The 14,279-nt window shown below is 53.8% G+C and carries 19 protein-coding genes; 8 read left to right on the top strand and 11 right to left on the bottom strand.

The features are described 5' to 3' along the window. On the bottom strand, nucleotides 1-276 hold a 276-nt coding region (locus MVK46_RS08200), incomplete at its 3' end, for a M55 family metallopeptidase (RefSeq protein ID WP_297536188.1). A gap of 149 nt (nucleotides 277-425) precedes the next feature. Between MVK46_RS08200 and MVK46_RS08195 the strand changes: the two genes are divergently transcribed. Then, the gene (locus tag MVK46_RS08195) at nucleotides 426-665 is read left to right on the top strand and encodes a hypothetical protein (RefSeq protein ID WP_297536187.1); all 240 of its coding nucleotides are present in this window, start codon (nucleotides 426-428) and stop codon (nucleotides 663-665) included. Between the two features lie 8 nt (nucleotides 666-673). Here the strand turns inward: MVK46_RS08195 and MVK46_RS08190 are convergent, their stop codons facing one another. From MVK46_RS08190 to MVK46_RS08170, 5 genes are all read right to left on the bottom strand, one after another. Then, entirely contained in the window at nucleotides 674-1,864 is a 1,191-nt protein-coding gene (locus tag MVK46_RS08190; RefSeq protein ID WP_297536186.1) for a magnesium transporter, read from the bottom strand. A gap of 119 nt (nucleotides 1,865-1,983) precedes the next feature. Continuing rightward, entirely contained in the window at nucleotides 1,984-2,742 is a 759-nt protein-coding gene (locus MVK46_RS08185) for a geranylgeranylglyceryl/heptaprenylglyceryl phosphate synthase (protein WP_297536185.1), read from the bottom strand. A 2-nt stretch (nucleotides 2,743-2,744) separates the two neighbouring features. Further along, entirely contained in the window at nucleotides 2,745-3,227 is a 483-nt protein-coding gene (locus MVK46_RS08180; protein WP_297536184.1) for a type II toxin-antitoxin system VapC family toxin, read from the bottom strand. Then, complete coding sequence (locus MVK46_RS08175) at nucleotides 3,196-3,396, bottom strand: antitoxin family protein (protein ID WP_297536183.1); 201 nt, start codon at nucleotides 3,394-3,396, stop codon at nucleotides 3,196-3,198. Before MVK46_RS08175 ends, MVK46_RS08180 begins: the two co-directional genes overlap by 32 nt. A 1-nt stretch (nucleotide 3,397) precedes the next feature. Further along, nucleotides 3,398-3,835: a DUF123 domain-containing protein gene (locus MVK46_RS08170; RefSeq protein WP_297536182.1), complete on the bottom strand. Its 438-nt coding sequence runs from the start codon at nucleotides 3,833-3,835 to the stop codon at nucleotides 3,398-3,400. A gap of 60 nt (nucleotides 3,836-3,895) precedes the next feature. On the opposite strand from MVK46_RS08170, the gene MVK46_RS08165 reads away from it, so the two are divergent. Then, a complete protein-coding gene (locus MVK46_RS08165; protein WP_297536181.1) occupies nucleotides 3,896-4,276 on the top strand; it encodes a DUF2095 family protein in 381 nt (126 codons plus the stop codon). 1 nt (nucleotide 4,277) lies between these two features. Continuing rightward, complete coding sequence (gene trmY / locus MVK46_RS08160; RefSeq protein ID WP_297536180.1) at nucleotides 4,278-4,886, top strand: tRNA (pseudouridine(54)-N(1))-methyltransferase TrmY; 609 nt, start codon at nucleotides 4,278-4,280, stop codon at nucleotides 4,884-4,886. Here the strand turns inward: trmY and MVK46_RS08155 are convergent. Then, a complete protein-coding gene (locus MVK46_RS08155; RefSeq protein WP_297536192.1) occupies nucleotides 4,870-5,316 on the bottom strand; it encodes a single- stranded DNA-binding family protein in 447 nt (148 codons plus the stop codon). The two genes, trmY and MVK46_RS08155, sit on opposite strands and share 17 nt — an antisense overlap. A gap of 57 nt (nucleotides 5,317-5,373) precedes the next feature. Between MVK46_RS08155 and MVK46_RS08150 the strand changes: the two genes are divergently transcribed. Then, a complete protein-coding gene (locus MVK46_RS08150) occupies nucleotides 5,374-6,045 on the top strand; it encodes an adenylate kinase (protein ID WP_297536179.1) in 672 nt (223 codons plus the stop codon). Here the strand turns inward: MVK46_RS08150 and MVK46_RS08145 are convergent. Further along, a complete protein-coding gene (locus MVK46_RS08145; protein ID WP_297536178.1) occupies nucleotides 6,011-6,745 on the bottom strand; it encodes a hypothetical protein in 735 nt (244 codons plus the stop codon). The genes MVK46_RS08150 and MVK46_RS08145 overlap by 35 nt on opposite strands. A gap of 77 nt (nucleotides 6,746-6,822) precedes the next feature. On the opposite strand from MVK46_RS08145, the gene MVK46_RS08140 reads away from it, so the two are divergent. The 3 genes from MVK46_RS08140 to MVK46_RS08130 are packed head-to-tail and all read left to right on the top strand — an operon-like array spanning nucleotide 6,823 to nucleotide 8,053. Continuing rightward, nucleotides 6,823-7,104, top strand: a complete 282-nt coding sequence (locus tag MVK46_RS08140) for a ubiquitin-like small modifier protein 1 (RefSeq protein ID WP_297536177.1) — start codon at nucleotides 6,823-6,825, stop codon at nucleotides 7,102-7,104. After that, on the top strand, nucleotides 7,104-7,385 hold the full coding sequence (locus MVK46_RS08135) for an MTH1187 family thiamine-binding protein (RefSeq protein ID WP_297536176.1): 282 nt from the start codon (nucleotides 7,104-7,106) through the stop codon (nucleotides 7,383-7,385). The genes MVK46_RS08140 and MVK46_RS08135 overlap by 1 nt, the downstream gene beginning before the upstream one ends. After that, nucleotides 7,382-8,053 carry a class I SAM-dependent methyltransferase gene (locus MVK46_RS08130; RefSeq protein ID WP_297536175.1) on the top strand — a complete coding sequence of 224 codons (672 nt, stop codon included), beginning with the start codon at nucleotides 7,382-7,384 and terminating at the stop codon, nucleotides 8,051-8,053. The genes MVK46_RS08135 and MVK46_RS08130 overlap by 4 nt, the downstream gene beginning before the upstream one ends. On the opposite strand, the gene MVK46_RS08125 is transcribed toward MVK46_RS08130, so the two are convergent. Further along, nucleotides 8,050-10,998 (bottom strand): STT3 domain-containing protein, encoded by a 2,949-nt coding sequence (locus MVK46_RS08125; RefSeq protein WP_297536174.1) that lies wholly within the window; start codon nucleotides 10,996-10,998, stop codon nucleotides 8,050-8,052. The genes MVK46_RS08130 and MVK46_RS08125 overlap by 4 nt on opposite strands. Nucleotides 10,999-11,009: 11 nt before the next feature. After that, nucleotides 11,010-12,818, bottom strand: a complete 1,809-nt coding sequence (glmS, locus tag MVK46_RS08120; protein WP_297536173.1) for a glutamine--fructose-6-phosphate transaminase (isomerizing) — start codon at nucleotides 12,816-12,818, stop codon at nucleotides 11,010-11,012. A gap of 119 nt (nucleotides 12,819-12,937) precedes the next feature. On the opposite strand from glmS, the gene MVK46_RS08115 reads away from it, so the two are divergent. Further along, complete coding sequence (locus tag MVK46_RS08115) at nucleotides 12,938-13,132, top strand: PCNA-inhibitor (RefSeq protein WP_297536172.1); 195 nt, start codon at nucleotides 12,938-12,940, stop codon at nucleotides 13,130-13,132. Here MVK46_RS08115 and MVK46_RS08110 read toward each other — a convergent pair. Then, on the bottom strand, nucleotides 13,127-14,278 hold the full coding sequence (locus MVK46_RS08110; RefSeq protein WP_297536171.1) for a methyltransferase domain-containing protein: 1,152 nt from the start codon (nucleotides 14,276-14,278) through the stop codon (nucleotides 13,127-13,129). The two genes, MVK46_RS08115 and MVK46_RS08110, sit on opposite strands and share 6 nt — an antisense overlap. Nucleotide 14,279 lies beyond the last annotated feature (1 nt).

The raw sequence follows: 14,279 nt of genomic DNA, 5'->3' as shown, positions 1-14,279 counted from the left end.
CCTGGCCCCTGCGACCATGCTGAGGGGTCGCGGGAAGCCCCTGACGAGGTGAACGTACTTTGGGAGCCTCTGCGGGATTATGTTTACCATCGGCCCGTGGCTGTCGGCAACAACGACCTTCTCAACACCTTTCTCCCACAGGGTTTCGGCTACGGTCTTAACAAGCTCTGTCGCTATCTCCCTAGCTTCCTGGTAGAGGCTTCCCTTCACGTAGAGGTGCTCCCTGCTGACAACGTAGGGAAGCCCCTCAAGGTCGAGAGAAATGAACGCCTTCATACCCATCACCAGAGGAGTATAGAAGCGCTGAGATAAAAATCTACCGGAGGTCAGATAACCTCCGGGAATATTCGGAGGATTCCCCAATAATTCTCGCTCATGAAAAAGGTTTTATATCCCTTTTTTCAAAGAATAAAACGGTGGTAGGTATGCAAATTGTTGAAGTGGAAATTAAACTGCCCTACCGTGAGAAAGGGACAATATTATCCCGAATCCTTGATAAGGTTAGGGGCAAGATTAGGGACATTCACTTCCTTCCCCCCGATGCAACTGGAATGTCTGAGGTGAAGATGGAGGTCGTTGATGAGAATCCCTCCTCACTTCTCGGCGAGCTTAAAAAGTTGATAAGAAACGGAAAGTTCTCCTTCAGGGTCTTTTCAGAGGCCTGAACTCTTTTTTACATTGAACTCATTGCCACCCAGACCAGGAACATCGTCCCGATGACATCGCTGAGGGTGGTAACCACCGGAATTGCAACGTTGTCGGGGTCCCAGTTGTATTTGTCCGCGAGCACTGCAACCACAAGGCCTATCAGCATGGCTATCAGTATCACAACCGGGAAGCCCAGTATGAAGTGCCAGAGTATTCTTGCGGGCCTGTGGATGTAGTGGATGACAACCCACATTGAAATCAGGTTCGTCAGGTAGCCTATGATTGGTGCAAGTATTAGGAGAACTATGAAGTCGTAGAGCGTTTCTCTGCTCTTAACGGCCTCAACACCCTCAAGGTGTATTTTTGTCGAGACTCTCGCGGCTATTATTGAACCGAAGTTGCCCATACTGTCGTTAACACTCGGCCACATGACGCTGACGATGATTACGGCGTTGATTATCTTCTCGTAAGTCACAAGCAGTCCGCCCGTGACGGTTTCCACGAGGGCCATCGCTCCGATTATGGCCGCAAGCTCCCCGAAGGCACGCCTGTGCTCGTGTTTGAACTTTGCCCTGAGTGCGAGCCACAGCAGTATTCCGAGCATTGTAAACGCCAGGGCGTAGAAGGGTCCGGGATGGTGCAGGTAGAGCAGTGCAAAGTAAACCATAGTTGGCATCGTTATCAGGTCGGCGAGGGAGCTAATCAGAGGGGCCGCTATCAGGTCGGGGTCGTAGCCGCGTTTGAAGGGAAGGATTGTAATGAGAGCCGTTCCGTAGCCCAGTATGACCCCGATGAAAATCGCCGACGCTATAACCATCAGAAGGACTATAACGTCTTGAACGATGTTCCTAACGAGGAAGAGACCAACCACCCACAGGACTATCAGTGGAATCTTGCTGCTGAGGATTGCCATAACTATCTGGGTCGTAACCTCCGGGTCGCGAACGCTCTCGATAAGACCGAGGTTGAGTTTGGTCGTGAAGCGAGAAGCCAAAGCCGAGAAGATGTTGCCCCTCAGGTCCATAAGTCCGGGCATTATGAAAACCAGAATCGGGAAGTAGCTCATTATCGTGTTCCAGTTTTTACCAAGCACTGCACCGCCGACGAAGTCGAATATCAGGCATAAGAACAGGGCTGGAAAAGACAGCAGGAATGCCTCTTTGAGCTTGCCCCTGAACGTCCTTGACGTTCCGACTGCGATTTGCGCTACCGTCATCGTCCTCCCCCCTCATTGCATTCACCCCCAAAACATCTCTGCCCTTCTCTGCACCGCTGACGATTTAGGCTGGCCAGAGAGTTATAAAAAAGTTGTGGTTCAAGCAGGGGATAGAAAAATCAGCCTTTCACTCCCGAATTCAGCTCCTCAAGCTTCATCCTCGCTTTTTCAAGCGAACCGGCCCTTTCAATGGCGGTTCCCGTAACAACTATGTCGGCGCCGGAATTGACCGCTCTCTCTGCCTGCTCCCTCGTCCTTATACCGCCCCCCACGATAAGGGGAACGTCTATGACTTTCTTAACAAGGGAAATCATCTCCGGCGGAACCGGCTGCGGCGCACCGCTGCCAGCTTCGAGGTAAACGAGGCGCATGCCGAGGTACTGGCCGGCCAAAGCGTAAGCGGCGGCAATCTTCGGCTTGTGTCTCGGTATCGGCTTCGCATCTCCAACCCAGCCGACCGTTTCACCGGGCTCGACTATTAGATAGGCCATCGGAATCGGCTCTATTCCGTAGCGCTTGACGGTGAAGGCTCCCAAAGCTTGAGAGCCGGTTATGAAGAAGGGATTCCTCGAGTTGAGGAGGCTCATGAAGAATATCGCGTCGGCGTACCTGCTTATCCCGCCGTGCGAGCCGGGGAAGAGGATTACAGGCAGGCTGGACGATTCCTTTATCGCCTTAACGACGCTGTCGAGTAGTTCACCCTCGGCCCCGGTCGAGCCCCCGACCATTATCGCGTCAACGCCAATGCTTTCGCTCATCTCCGCTATCTTTCCGGCCGTTTCCGGCGAAACGTCGTCCGGGTCGAGGAGAACGAAGTGGAGCTTCTCCTTCTTCAGCTTCTCGTGAATGTAGCGCTCAACTTTGCCTATTTCGAGCATGTTCACACCTCCAAGAATTCTTCAATCGTTTGGTCATCGGTAGATTCATCAATGAGAAGACAGGGAACGTTTAAATCCTTTGAATGCGAACAAAGGGCTTTATCACGTGTTATCAGACTGTATCCTTTCATTAGTGCCAGGGCAAGGAAGTAAGTATCGAATCCAGAAGGCGCAACTAAGGAAGCAGTTTCCTTGGCGATTCCATAGATTTCCTCCTCGGGCACTACCTCAAATGATGCCTCGAGGGCGTTTCCAAGCCTGATGGCGAGACTTGTGTCTCCGCTTATCCTTTTTACAACGCTTATGACTTCAACAACTGCCGCTCGAGGGATTGCGACGTTTTTCCCTTTCAACAAGTCGAGTATCAATCTGCATTTTCTAAGCATCGCCTGTTTGTTTCTAATCTGGGGATAGTTCCTTTCGTAAAAGAACGCCCCGACTATGACGTTAGTGTCAATAACGAACCCTCTTTCGTCCCCTGACATCTTCGAGCACTTCCTCGACGTTTGCATCAACGGGAATTCCCTCAATCTCCTCAAGTAAATCCCATATCGTCTCGCCGATGATTACCTTGACCTTCGCTCCCTTCGGGAGGTTAACCTTTTTCAGGGGCCTGAAAGCCTCGCCGTCGTAGACGGCCTCGATGACGGTCATATCACCACCTTGTTTTTCCTATGTCGTCTTCGCTTTTAACGATTTTCCAGCCCAGTCCAAGCCCCTCGAGAATTCCCCTCAGGACTTCGTCCGGCTCGTCCTCAAAGCGGTAGAGGTTCGTGCTCACCTTAACATCACCAGCTCCAAAGCCTGGAACCGGCTCCCCAAACTTGGAAACCTCGTGCGAGAGTTCCTCCTCGAGCTTGACATCGCTTGGAATAAGGTACGCCCTGAGAAGCTCAGCTTTCTGAAGGAGGTAGTCAATGTGCCAGTGTAGCCTCTTCTCCCGCCGGAAGTGCCTTGCGACGCGCTTTTCGAGTGAGTTCATGGCGGAGCCCACGTAAACGTAATAGCCGGGCTTAAGCCGGAAGGAGCGCCCCTTCGTTCTAACGGTTTTCTCTCCATCGAGTTTTATCACAAGGAAGTACGAACCCTTCATGTGAACCCGTTCGGGGTTGGGTTTATAAGGTTGGGGTTGAAGCGGGTTTTAGGTGAGCCTATGGAGAGAAGGAGGAAGCCCGTTGATGACTTTGCGTGGCAGGAGTACGACAGAGAGGAGTTCGAAAAGCGCTTTCCTGCCCTTGCGAGAGAGCTTGAAGAAGGTGGAATCCCAATCGACGCCTTCAGGGCCGACGAAGAGGAAGCCGAAGAACTGGCCGAGCCGAGGGATTTCTCCGGTTACGAGCCGACGGTCATAGATTTCCTCAGGAGATGTGAGACCGACGAAGAAGCTCTGGAGATAATAAACTGGATGGAGAGCAGAGGCGAGATAACCCCGGAGATGGCAAGGGAGCTCAGGGTAACCCTCGTCAAGAGGGGTGTGAGGGCCTTCGGGCCGAAGAAGGAATGGGGCTGGTACGAGAGGCACGGGAGGGGGTGAGTTGAGAACCTTCATAATCAAGGCCAACAAGGCCAGAACGAGTCCCGACTTCAAGCTGAGCGATTTGCCGGGCACGAGCGGGAGGATAGACGTCCTCTGCCGGTTTCTCAACGCGGCATTTCTGCTCTCCCACGGCTTCCGAAAAAATGTCCGCGTCTGGCTCCTTCTCTACGGCCCGCCGAACCCTCCGAAGGCGATACGGTTCGAGGGGCCCCAGCTTAAGGTTCGCCTCAATCCCGATGAGAGGAGCACCGCGAAGCTCATAACCGAGGCCCTCAAAGCCGGTGAGAAGCTTAGGGAACCGGGAAAGGAGGTTGAGGTATACCCCGGTCTCTACGTGAGCAACAGAACCTTTGAAGACGTTATCAGGCTGACGCTCAAGAACTCAAGGCTTTACTACCTCCACGAGGAGGGGAAGCCGATAGAGAAGGTCTCCTTCGGGAGGAACGTTGCCTTCGTTCTTGGCGACCACGAGGGCCTTGAGGGGGAGGATGAAGCCTTTCTGGAGGGAATAGCGGAAAAGGTGAGCGTCGGGAAAAAGAGCTACCTCGCTTCCCACGTCGTTGCCTACGTGAACATCTTCCTCGACTCGCTCACTCCTCCACCCTGAGCTTCAGAGAGGTGTGCTCCTGTTTGAGTTCCTCGATTCTCTCGAGAAGCTCATCGGTAAGCCTCTTGAGGTTGAGGGCGACCTCTTCAATGGCTTTGATTTTCTCCTCAAGCTCCCTCTCCCTCTCCTCAACCTCTTCCATGGCCTTTGCAAGCTTCTCTTCCTCGCTCTTTTTGTAGACCTCTATGTTCAGGGAATCGTAGTTCCATACTATCTTTCCGTCTTCAATCGTGAACTCAACGGTTATCCTGACGACGTCTTCCTTGGCGACGCCGAGCCGCTGGAACTCCTCAAAAATTCTCTGGTTAAGCTCGGCTGAAGCTCTGACGACCTCTTTTGGTTCAACCTTTCCTTTAACGAGGGCGAAGAGAACCCTCCTAACCTTATGGGCGTACCCGCTCGCCCTCACGTAGCCCGTGCTCAGCTTCATGCACATCACCAAAAGTTTATTCAGCTTTTGTTCATAAATGCTTATTGGTGGTTATCCGTGAACATACTGATATTTGGGCCTCCGGGAAGCGGGAAGTCCACCCATTCCAAGAGGATAGTCGAGAGGTACGGGCTGACCTACATTTCCTCGGGGGACATAATCAGGGAGGAGATAGAGAAGGGCAGTCCAATAGGCCGGGAAATGGAGGCGTACCTGAGCAGGGGAGAGCTGATACCGGACACGATAGTCAACACGCTGATTATATCGAAGCTGAGGCGTCAGAGGGAGAACTTCATACTCGACGGCTACCCGAGAACCCCCGCCCAGGTTCTCGCCTTCGAGGAGTACCTCTACGACCACGGCATAAAGCTCGACCTCGCGATGGAGATTTTCATAGACCTTGAAACGAGCGTTGAGAGGATAAGCGGGAGGAGGATATGCCCGAAGTGCGGGGCCGTTTATCACGTCAAACACAACCCTCCCAAGAGGCCCGGAGTCTGCGACATCTGCGGCTCAAAGCTCGTTCAGAGGGAGGACGACAGGCCGGACGTCGTTGAGAAGAGGTACTCAATTTACGTAAGGAACATGGAGCCTATAATCAAGTTCTACCGGAACAAAGGCATATACGTTAGGATTGACGGAGACGGCGGTGTTGAGGAGGTCTGGAAAAGGATTCAGCCCCTGCTGGATTACCTCAAGGCGAGGGAGTCTTCCCAAGGGCTTCCATGAGGGTTCTAACTTCCTCCATTCTGGCCAGCTCCTCGGCTTCCTTCTCCATTGCCCTCATCTTCCTGAGGACAACCGCAAGCGCCCTGTCCTCTGCGTCCAGTATCTTGGCCGTTACCGGAAGCTCCTTCCTGAGAACCGTCTTCAGAAAGGCTCTAGTTTTCTCCTCCACAGCTTCCTTTAGGGCCGACTTGTCGTAGTCATTCATCTTGCCGTCCACTTTGATGACAACTCCAAGTCTTTTGCCTTCAAGGGCCAGCACCAAACCCGAGAACTCGATTCCCCACTCCTTCAGCTTTATCGCCAGCCCCTTCCCAACGCGCTCCAGTTTGTCCCTGAGTTCCTCCGGAGCGTCCACTATGAGCGAATACTCCGCGGGTCGTTTCCTTTGAGCATGTTTTTCTTCAATTCTAACGCTTCCGAGAACGAATCTGACGTTGTAGAGCTTTCCAAAGGTGGCCGTTGCCTCCTCGCATAGTCTCTCGAGAATCCCCTCTGTGAACGACTTCAGGTCGAGAACCGAAAGCCCGCTGTCCCTGTTCACGGTTAGGGAGAACTCAAGAAAGAGGTCTCTTCCCTTGGGGACTACACGAACCAGCATCACCTCAAGGCTCGCACCGAAGGGTTCGAGCCCCTCTCCAAGCTTGTCAGCGAACAGTTTCTCTATGATGGGATAGTACTCCGGCGGTTCAACGGTGAGCAACGACAACACTCTCCCATGTTACTACTCCCCGAAACGCTTTAATGGTTTTCGTTTTTATAAAGTTCCGGTGCGGGTTCATGAGGGTGAAGTTCTACGCGACGTTTCGCGAACTCATTGGAAGGAAGGAGATTGAGGTTCACGGCGTGAAGACCGTGAGGGAGCTTATAGACTACCTCGCCGAACACTACAGTCCGGAAATCAAAAAGGAACTCCTCGAAAGCCCGCGCGTCGGACCCAACAAGCCCGTGGACGGCATGATTCTTGTGAACGGGCACAACGTCCTCCACCTGAAGGGACTCGATACCGAGCTGAGCGAGGACGACGAGGTGCACGTATTCCCTCCCGCGGGGGGTGGCTGATGGCCGTCGCGGAGCTCTGCGTCTTCCCCCTTGGAACCGGAAGTCCGAGCGTCGGCGAGTATCTCAAACCCGTTATCAGGGCAATCGAGGAGAGCGGCCTTAAATACCAGCTCTGCCCGATGGGGACCGTTGTCGAGGGCTCAATTGACGAAATCCTTGAGCTCGTGAAGAAATGCCACGAGGCAATTCTCAAGGCGGGGGCGAAGCGGGTTGTCATAAGCCTTAGGATAGACGACAGAACTGACAAGGAACTCACCATCGAGGGCAAGGTGAAGCTTTGATGGAGTACTTCGACAGGATAGCGAGCAGATACGACGACTGGTACAGAACGAAGACCGGCCGGTACGTTGACAGAACCGAGAAGTGGCTCGTCTTCTCGATGCTCAGGACGAAATCCGGAAAAGCCCTCGACCTCGGTTGCGGAACTGGCAACTACACCCTCGAGCTTGAGAGGAGGGGCTTCGACGTAATCGGCCTCGACGCGAGCGAGGGAATGCTTAAAATAGCTCGTTCAAAGGGTTTGAACTGCATTAAGGGAAACGCCTACTCGCTTCCCTTTCCGGACGAGACCTTTGACCTCGTTCTCAGCGTTACTATGTTCGAGTTCATTCACGGGCCGGAGAGGGTTTTAAGGGAAATCCACCGCGTTTTAAAGCCGGGGGGAGAGGTTTTAATTGGAACGATGAACGGAAAAAGTTCGTGGTTTCTGTTCAAGCGTCTCAAAAGCCTCTTCGTTGAAACCGCCTACCGCTATGCCCGTTTTTATACGCCGGGTGAGCTTGAAGAACTTCTCAGAAAGGTCGGCTTCATCAACGTCGAGAGCGCCGGTGTGATATTCTTCCCCTCGTTCTGGCCGTTCGTCGGCCTCGCGGAGCGGGTTGATAGGAGATGTTATAAAAAATGCAAAAACCTGGCGGCCTTCATAGCGGTTAGAGGGGAGAAAAGCTAACTCCCCTCCCAGAGGACGTAGGTTTTCTCGGTTATGAATATCGGCTCGACCCTTTCGCTGACTATGACCACCTTGTTCCCGTACTTCTTCTCAAGCTCCTCGATGTACCTCGTAAAGAAGTCCGCCGGAACGCTTGCCTTTCCGGTTATAACGTTATCACCGGGTTTCACGCTCGAGAGCTTCTCGACGGGAACGTAGCCAACGATGTCCATGTGTGGCTCAAGGTAGAAGTTGTCCTTGTATATGTCCGTTCCGTTGGGGGCAACGTAGTAGTAGAGAACCCCCCTGAGGGTGAACTCGACGTTGGTGTAGGCCTTGTCAAAGGCCTCGGTTAGCTTAATCGTTCCGCTCTGCCCCGGCATGAGGACCTTCGTTGGATCCGCAAGCTTTCCGTTGACGTAGACGGGGCCGTTGGTAACTCCAACGGGGCCTTTCTGTATGAGGAGGAAGCTGTATTTAGTTGCTTTGGGAACGTAAAGGTGGACGACAACCGGCGTCTCGTTAAGGTGGTTGATGTAAACGTTTTCCGCCAGAACCTTTCTCTCGATGAGCTTCGTTCCGTTGTAGGCCTCGAATACTATGGTTGCGTTCTTGACGTCCCTTCCGAAGGCCGAAATCCAGAGTCTGAGCGTCTGGTTTCCGAGGGGGAGCTTTCCACCGGCCATTGTGCTGTAGAACGGTTTCCAGGTTCCGTTCTGGAGGAAGTCCATCCTGTATATCGCGAAGGGGGTGAACTCGTAGACCATCACGCTCGGAATCTTGACGCCGAAGTTTCTCTCGATGTAGCCGTTGTAAGCAGTGTAAACGAGCTTGAAGTTCGCGAAAAGCTTCTGGGCATCCCACTCGTTGAGCGAGAACGGCAGGTGAAGGGCCAGCCTTACGTAGTCGCTGAACGCTATCTTCTTGTAAGCGAGGATTCCTCCATAACCGGTTATGTAGAGAACGTAGGGGATGACACCCTTGGTTCCATGATAGACCTTTCCGTTCGTGAGGTCTATGGTCAGATATGGCTCGACGTACTGGTTTTCACCGAGCCTTATTATGACTGTGTTGTTGCTGAGGAGTATCTGATTCTTCTGAACGAACCCAAACATTGCCACCTTGTGGTACTCCCCGTAGTTTATGGCCCCGCCAAGGTAGGCAATGGCGCCGAACTTTCCGAAGTCACTCTGCGGGTCGAAGGGGTCGAGGAACGTTATCACGTACTTGTCCTCCCAAGCCTCGAGGTCCACCTCTGCCTTCTCGTTGGTTCCCGAGAAGAACCTTGCCACGATATAGCGCCTGTCGTAGGCGTGTCCGCCGTCTGTAACTGCCCTTCTGTGGCTTAAGAGGCTCGACTCCTCCCAGTAGCCGTAGTCCCACCAGCTCAGAACCGTTGCGTATGCACTGCTGTGGTTCCTCAGCCAGAGCAGTGCATCCATCCAGCTCTCCGGCACGGTTCCGGGCATCTCTGGGTTGAGCATCTTGTAGTAGCTCATCGTGTTCTCCTGCTGGGTGTAGGCGTAGCTGGCCCCAACGTAGGGCAGCGGGAGGAACAGGAGTATCAGGAATATTGCGTAGAGGGCCTTTGTTGTGGGCTTCTCGTTCATTCTCTCGACCAGGACGAAGGCCTCACCGATTGCAAGTCCCCCGAGGATTGCTACCGGTCCAGACGCCTGGAAGGAGAAACGTACGGCGTTCCACAGAAGGTACATTGTCGCGAGGTAGTAAACGACTATCCATGTCTCTTTGTACCACGTGTAGTCCCTCTCCTTGAACTTCTTTCCAAGGCGGAAGAGCTCTATTATGAAGCCCGCGAGGGCTATGAAGAACACCAGGCCGTCCTTTGACTTGACGCTGAAGAACGGCGCAATCTGGCTCCACTGGGTTTTTGCAAGCTCGGCAACCGTCTGGTAGAGCGGTGTTGACTGGGTCGCCTGACCGAGGAACTTCAGGAGGTCCCTTCCAAAGTATCCGTAAAACGCCAGGAAGCCGACGACCGCTATCACCGCGACGGTACCAAACCTGTGGAGCTTGTCCGAGTAGTTGAGCCCGAACCTCTGGCCGTAGAGCATTATGAGGACGAGGATTGTGAGGGCTATGAAGGCCTCGAAGGCGAAGACGAGGAACTTGGGAATGCCCACGAACCCCGTGGCCGAAAGCGCCAGCCCGAGGATTATCGAAAGTCCGAGCACGGGATAGTAGTCCCTGAAGAACACGTTGAGCTGCTCCATCCTTCCGGCTATGAAGAGACCAACGGAAACTACTGCCGCGACGGTGAGGAGAACCATGACGCCCAGCTGGCTACCGTTCCAGACCCCCATGTAAACGGGGCTGAGCACGAGGAAGCCGAGGGCACCGACTATTTTCTTCCAGTTCCAGCTCTTCTCGTCGAGGTAGACGAGGAGGAAGAACACCGCGAAGAGGAAGAACATCATGAACGGTCCTTCACCACGGTTGTTTCCGGACATCGTCTTGGTTATGTTGGCCATCGAGAACATTATCAGCGCCGCACCCCAGAAGCCGGCCCACGTTGAGTGGAGCTTTCTGCCCACGAGGAAGACGCCGATGACTATCATTGCACCCACGAAAGGCGGCCATAGCTTAAAGGCGCCCATAACGCTCGTTCCGAAGAGTGCGTGTGTCACCTTGTAGAAGAGGGCCTGCATGGTGTAGAGTCCGAGGTAGCCTCCAGCCTTTATCCCCGCCGGGGGATAGGCGTACGCATAATACTTTGGAATCCACTCCTGAATGGCCTGCCTGTACATCTCGTAGTGGAAGAACGTGTCCGGGTCGAGGAAAGTCTTGTAGCTCGAGGTTACGTCCCTTATTTTGAACCCGACGTAGGCCAGCACCAGGACTATCAGTGGGAGCACGTATTCCCTGAAGTAAACGTAAAACTTCGAAAGCTCGGGCTTCTTCCCGAGTTTCTTGGCCTTTCTTTTCTCCTTAACGTCTGTCTTCATAAAACACCACCTCATTCAACGGTAACGGACTTGGCAAGGTTTCTCGGTTTATCGGGGTTGTTGCCCCTTAAAACGGCCAGATGATACGCGAGGAGCTGGAGGGGAACTATATATGGAATCGGGGTGAGTATCTCGTCGAGCTCGGGCATCTCTATGAGGACATCCGATGCCTCCTTCAGCCTCTCCGATGAGCCGAGGGACACTATGTAGGCCCCCCTTGCCTTGGCCTCCTCTATGTTGCCCAGCATTTTGTCAAAGGTCTTCCCGCTCGGTGCTATCGCCACAACGGGAACACCGTCCTCGATTAAGGCCAGCGGACCGTGTTTAAGCTCGCCCGCGCTCAGCCCCTCGGCGTGTATGTAGCTTATCTCCTTGAGCTTTAGGGCACCTTCAAGGGCCGTTGGGAGGCCTATACCCCTGCCTATGTAGAAGAAGTCCCTCCTGTCGTTAAGGTCTTCGGCCAGCTCGAGGAGGGATTCGTTCATTCCGAGGATTTTCTCAACGAGGTCGGGGAGCCTCCTCAGGTTCCTCTCAAGTTCGTCAAGCCTTTCCTCGCTCTCGGTCTTGAGAACCCTCGCCAGTTCGATTGCGAGCATGGTTAGGACCGCAAGCTGGGTCGTGTAGGTCTTCGTCGCCGCGACACCGATTTCGGGGCCCGCGTGGGTGTAGAGGGTTAAATCGGCTATCCTCGTCGCCATGCTCCCGACTACGTTCACTATTGCCAGAACCTTCGCCCCCTTCCTCTTGGCTAGCTTCATTGCCGCGAGGGTGTCCGCCGTTTCACCGCTCTGGGTTATCGCTATGACGAGGGAGTTCTCATCAACCAAATCTTCGAACTCGTAGCGGAACTCGCTGGCGTCTTCAACGATTGGAACCTTCTTGGCAAGCCTCTGGAGGAGGTACTTTCCAACGAGGGCAGCATGGTAGGAAGTTCCCATCGCGACGATGAAGATTCTATCGTAGTTCGCTATCTCCCTGGCCACTTCACCAACGACCTTCGCGTTCCCGTGGATGGCATCCCTGAGGACCCTCGGCTGTTCAAATATCTCCTTGAGCATGAAATGCTCGAAGCCGCCCTTCTCGGCCATTTCAAGCGTCCAGTTTATCGTTTTGACTTCTTTTCTGACTTCTTTCCCCGTCTCAAGCCTTTTCACGACCCAGGAGTCCTTCGTCACGACCGCGTACTCCATGTCGTCGAGGAAAACCACTCTGTTCGTGTACTCCAAGAAGGCCGGGACGTCGCTCGCGGCGAACATCTCACCCCTTCCTATTCCGAGCACGAGGGGACTCTCGTTTCTGACGAAGTAGAGCCTGTCCGGTTCTTCAGTGTAGATGATTCCAAGAGCAAAGGAGCCTTTAAGCTTGAGAAGCGCCCTCCTCAATGCCTCTTCAAAGCTTTCGCTCGATTTCAGCTCCTCCTCTATCAGGTGGGCTATCACCTCTGTGTCCGTGTCGCTCTCAAACCTGTGCCCCTTCCTGAGGAGCTCCTCCTTAAGCTCCGCGAAGTTCTCGATTATGCCGTTGTGAACGAGGGCTATCCTCCCGGTGCAGTCCTTCTGCGGGTGGGCGTTTATATCGTTGGGAACCCCGTGCGTTGCCCAGCGGGTGTGCCCGACGCCGCGCTTTCCGGGCATCTCAAGGAGTTTGAGCTTTTCAACAACCTCATCAACGCTTCCAACACCCTTCTTGATGTAGAGCCTTCCACCCTCTTCGGTGACCACACCAACCGAGTCGTAACCTCGATACTCAAGCCTCTTAAGGCCCTTAACGATGACCTCACAGGCCCTCCTTTCACCTATGTAGCCGATGATTCCACACATCACCTACCACCCGCTCTGCTCTTTCCCCACATAAACCCCTGAAGTTAAAAGCTTTCCTAAGAAAGTTGAACCAGGAAAAAGCCTTTATATGTGGTCTGCCATTCCCAATGGGAGGGGCGATGAACAGGAAGCTTGACGAGTTCCTCGGCTCCACTAGGCCGAAAACGAAAACCGAGGAGAAGCCGAAAAAGAAAAAGAAGCGCCTTAAATCAACGAGCCTTGATTCGTTTCTGCCCGAGGAGCACGTCAACTACTTCAAGCAGCTCAGGATAGGCTCGAAGAAGATTAGGAACGCAAGGATAGAGGAGCTATAGCGCCTCCGCTACAACCGCTTTCTCCCCAACCTTGAAGACGAAGGCCCTTTTGTCTCCCTTTAGCCCCGTCTCTATGCGCTTTCTTGTCCTCCAGTACTCCTCCTGGGGGACGCTCATTTTCAGAGTCGCCCTTCCGAAGCCTTCCCTTCTTAGGAAGTCGTTAATCCTGACCGGATGAAAGGGCAGGATGGCAACCACCGAGTAGGTTCTCTTGAGGTAGGGACTCTTAATCGGCTCGTCGCCGGTAGCTAAAACGCGCCTCTTCTCACGGAGGAGCATCTTTGCGTTGCCATTGAGCCTGTGGAACAGCTCGTTGAGCAAATCGGCATAATCAACGGCCTGCGGAATCTCGTAGAGGTAGCTCATAGGCTTTTCAGTCCACTCGACGATGTCCTCAAGGTTCGGGTCGCTCTCGAGCCTGACGCCGGCGGGAAGGATTACGGCGCTCCGCTCGGCTTTTGCGAGCGGCTCTGTGTAGAAGGTCAGCCTGTTCAGGTGGCCGTGCAAATCAATGTACTCGAACTCCCCTTTCCAGGGAACCCTCTCGCGCCTCATCTGGGGGGGCAAATCGAATATGAACGCATCGGTCTTGGCTTTGTAGGCGTTGTGGATTGCCAGCGGGCTTGGGAGCAAATCCTCAAGCCTCCTCTCGGGCATTTCCGGGGGCCGGGCCGGGTCTGAGAAGATTACCTCCGCGTCTATTTTCTCCACGGTCTCCGGGGCCAGAGAGTCGGCGTTGATGAATTCAATATTATTCACGCCGTAGCGCTCGGCGTTTCTCCTTGCGAACTCTATCTTGAGAGGGTCTATGTCGATGCCGTAGGCTTTCTCAACCTTCATCGCGTAGAAGATGAGCTGGATTCCGATTCCACAGGAGACGTCGGCGATGCTCCTGACTCCGAATTCTTTCAGGCGCTCGGCGCGGTATTTTGCGACAACCTCGTGGGTTGCGTAGCGGAGGCCCTCCATGTCGAGCCACAGGTCGTCGCGCGAGAACTTGTCTTTAGCCCTAATCCTCGCCCTCGCTATCTCGGCTATCAGCTCCCAGTCCTTTCCAAGCCTCGCGCGGAGCTTCTTCTCGTCAAAACCGCGCTTTATGAGCTCCACTGCTTCCCTGATTTCCTCCTCGGTTATCCCTTCGAGCATG

The sequence above is a fragment of the Thermococcus sp. genome (assembly GCF_027066465.1).
GTDB lineage: Archaea > Methanobacteriota_B > Thermococci > Thermococcales > Thermococcaceae > Thermococcus.
Note: the sequence above shows the minus strand (reverse complement) of the source record. Positions and strands in the feature narration are given on the sequence as shown.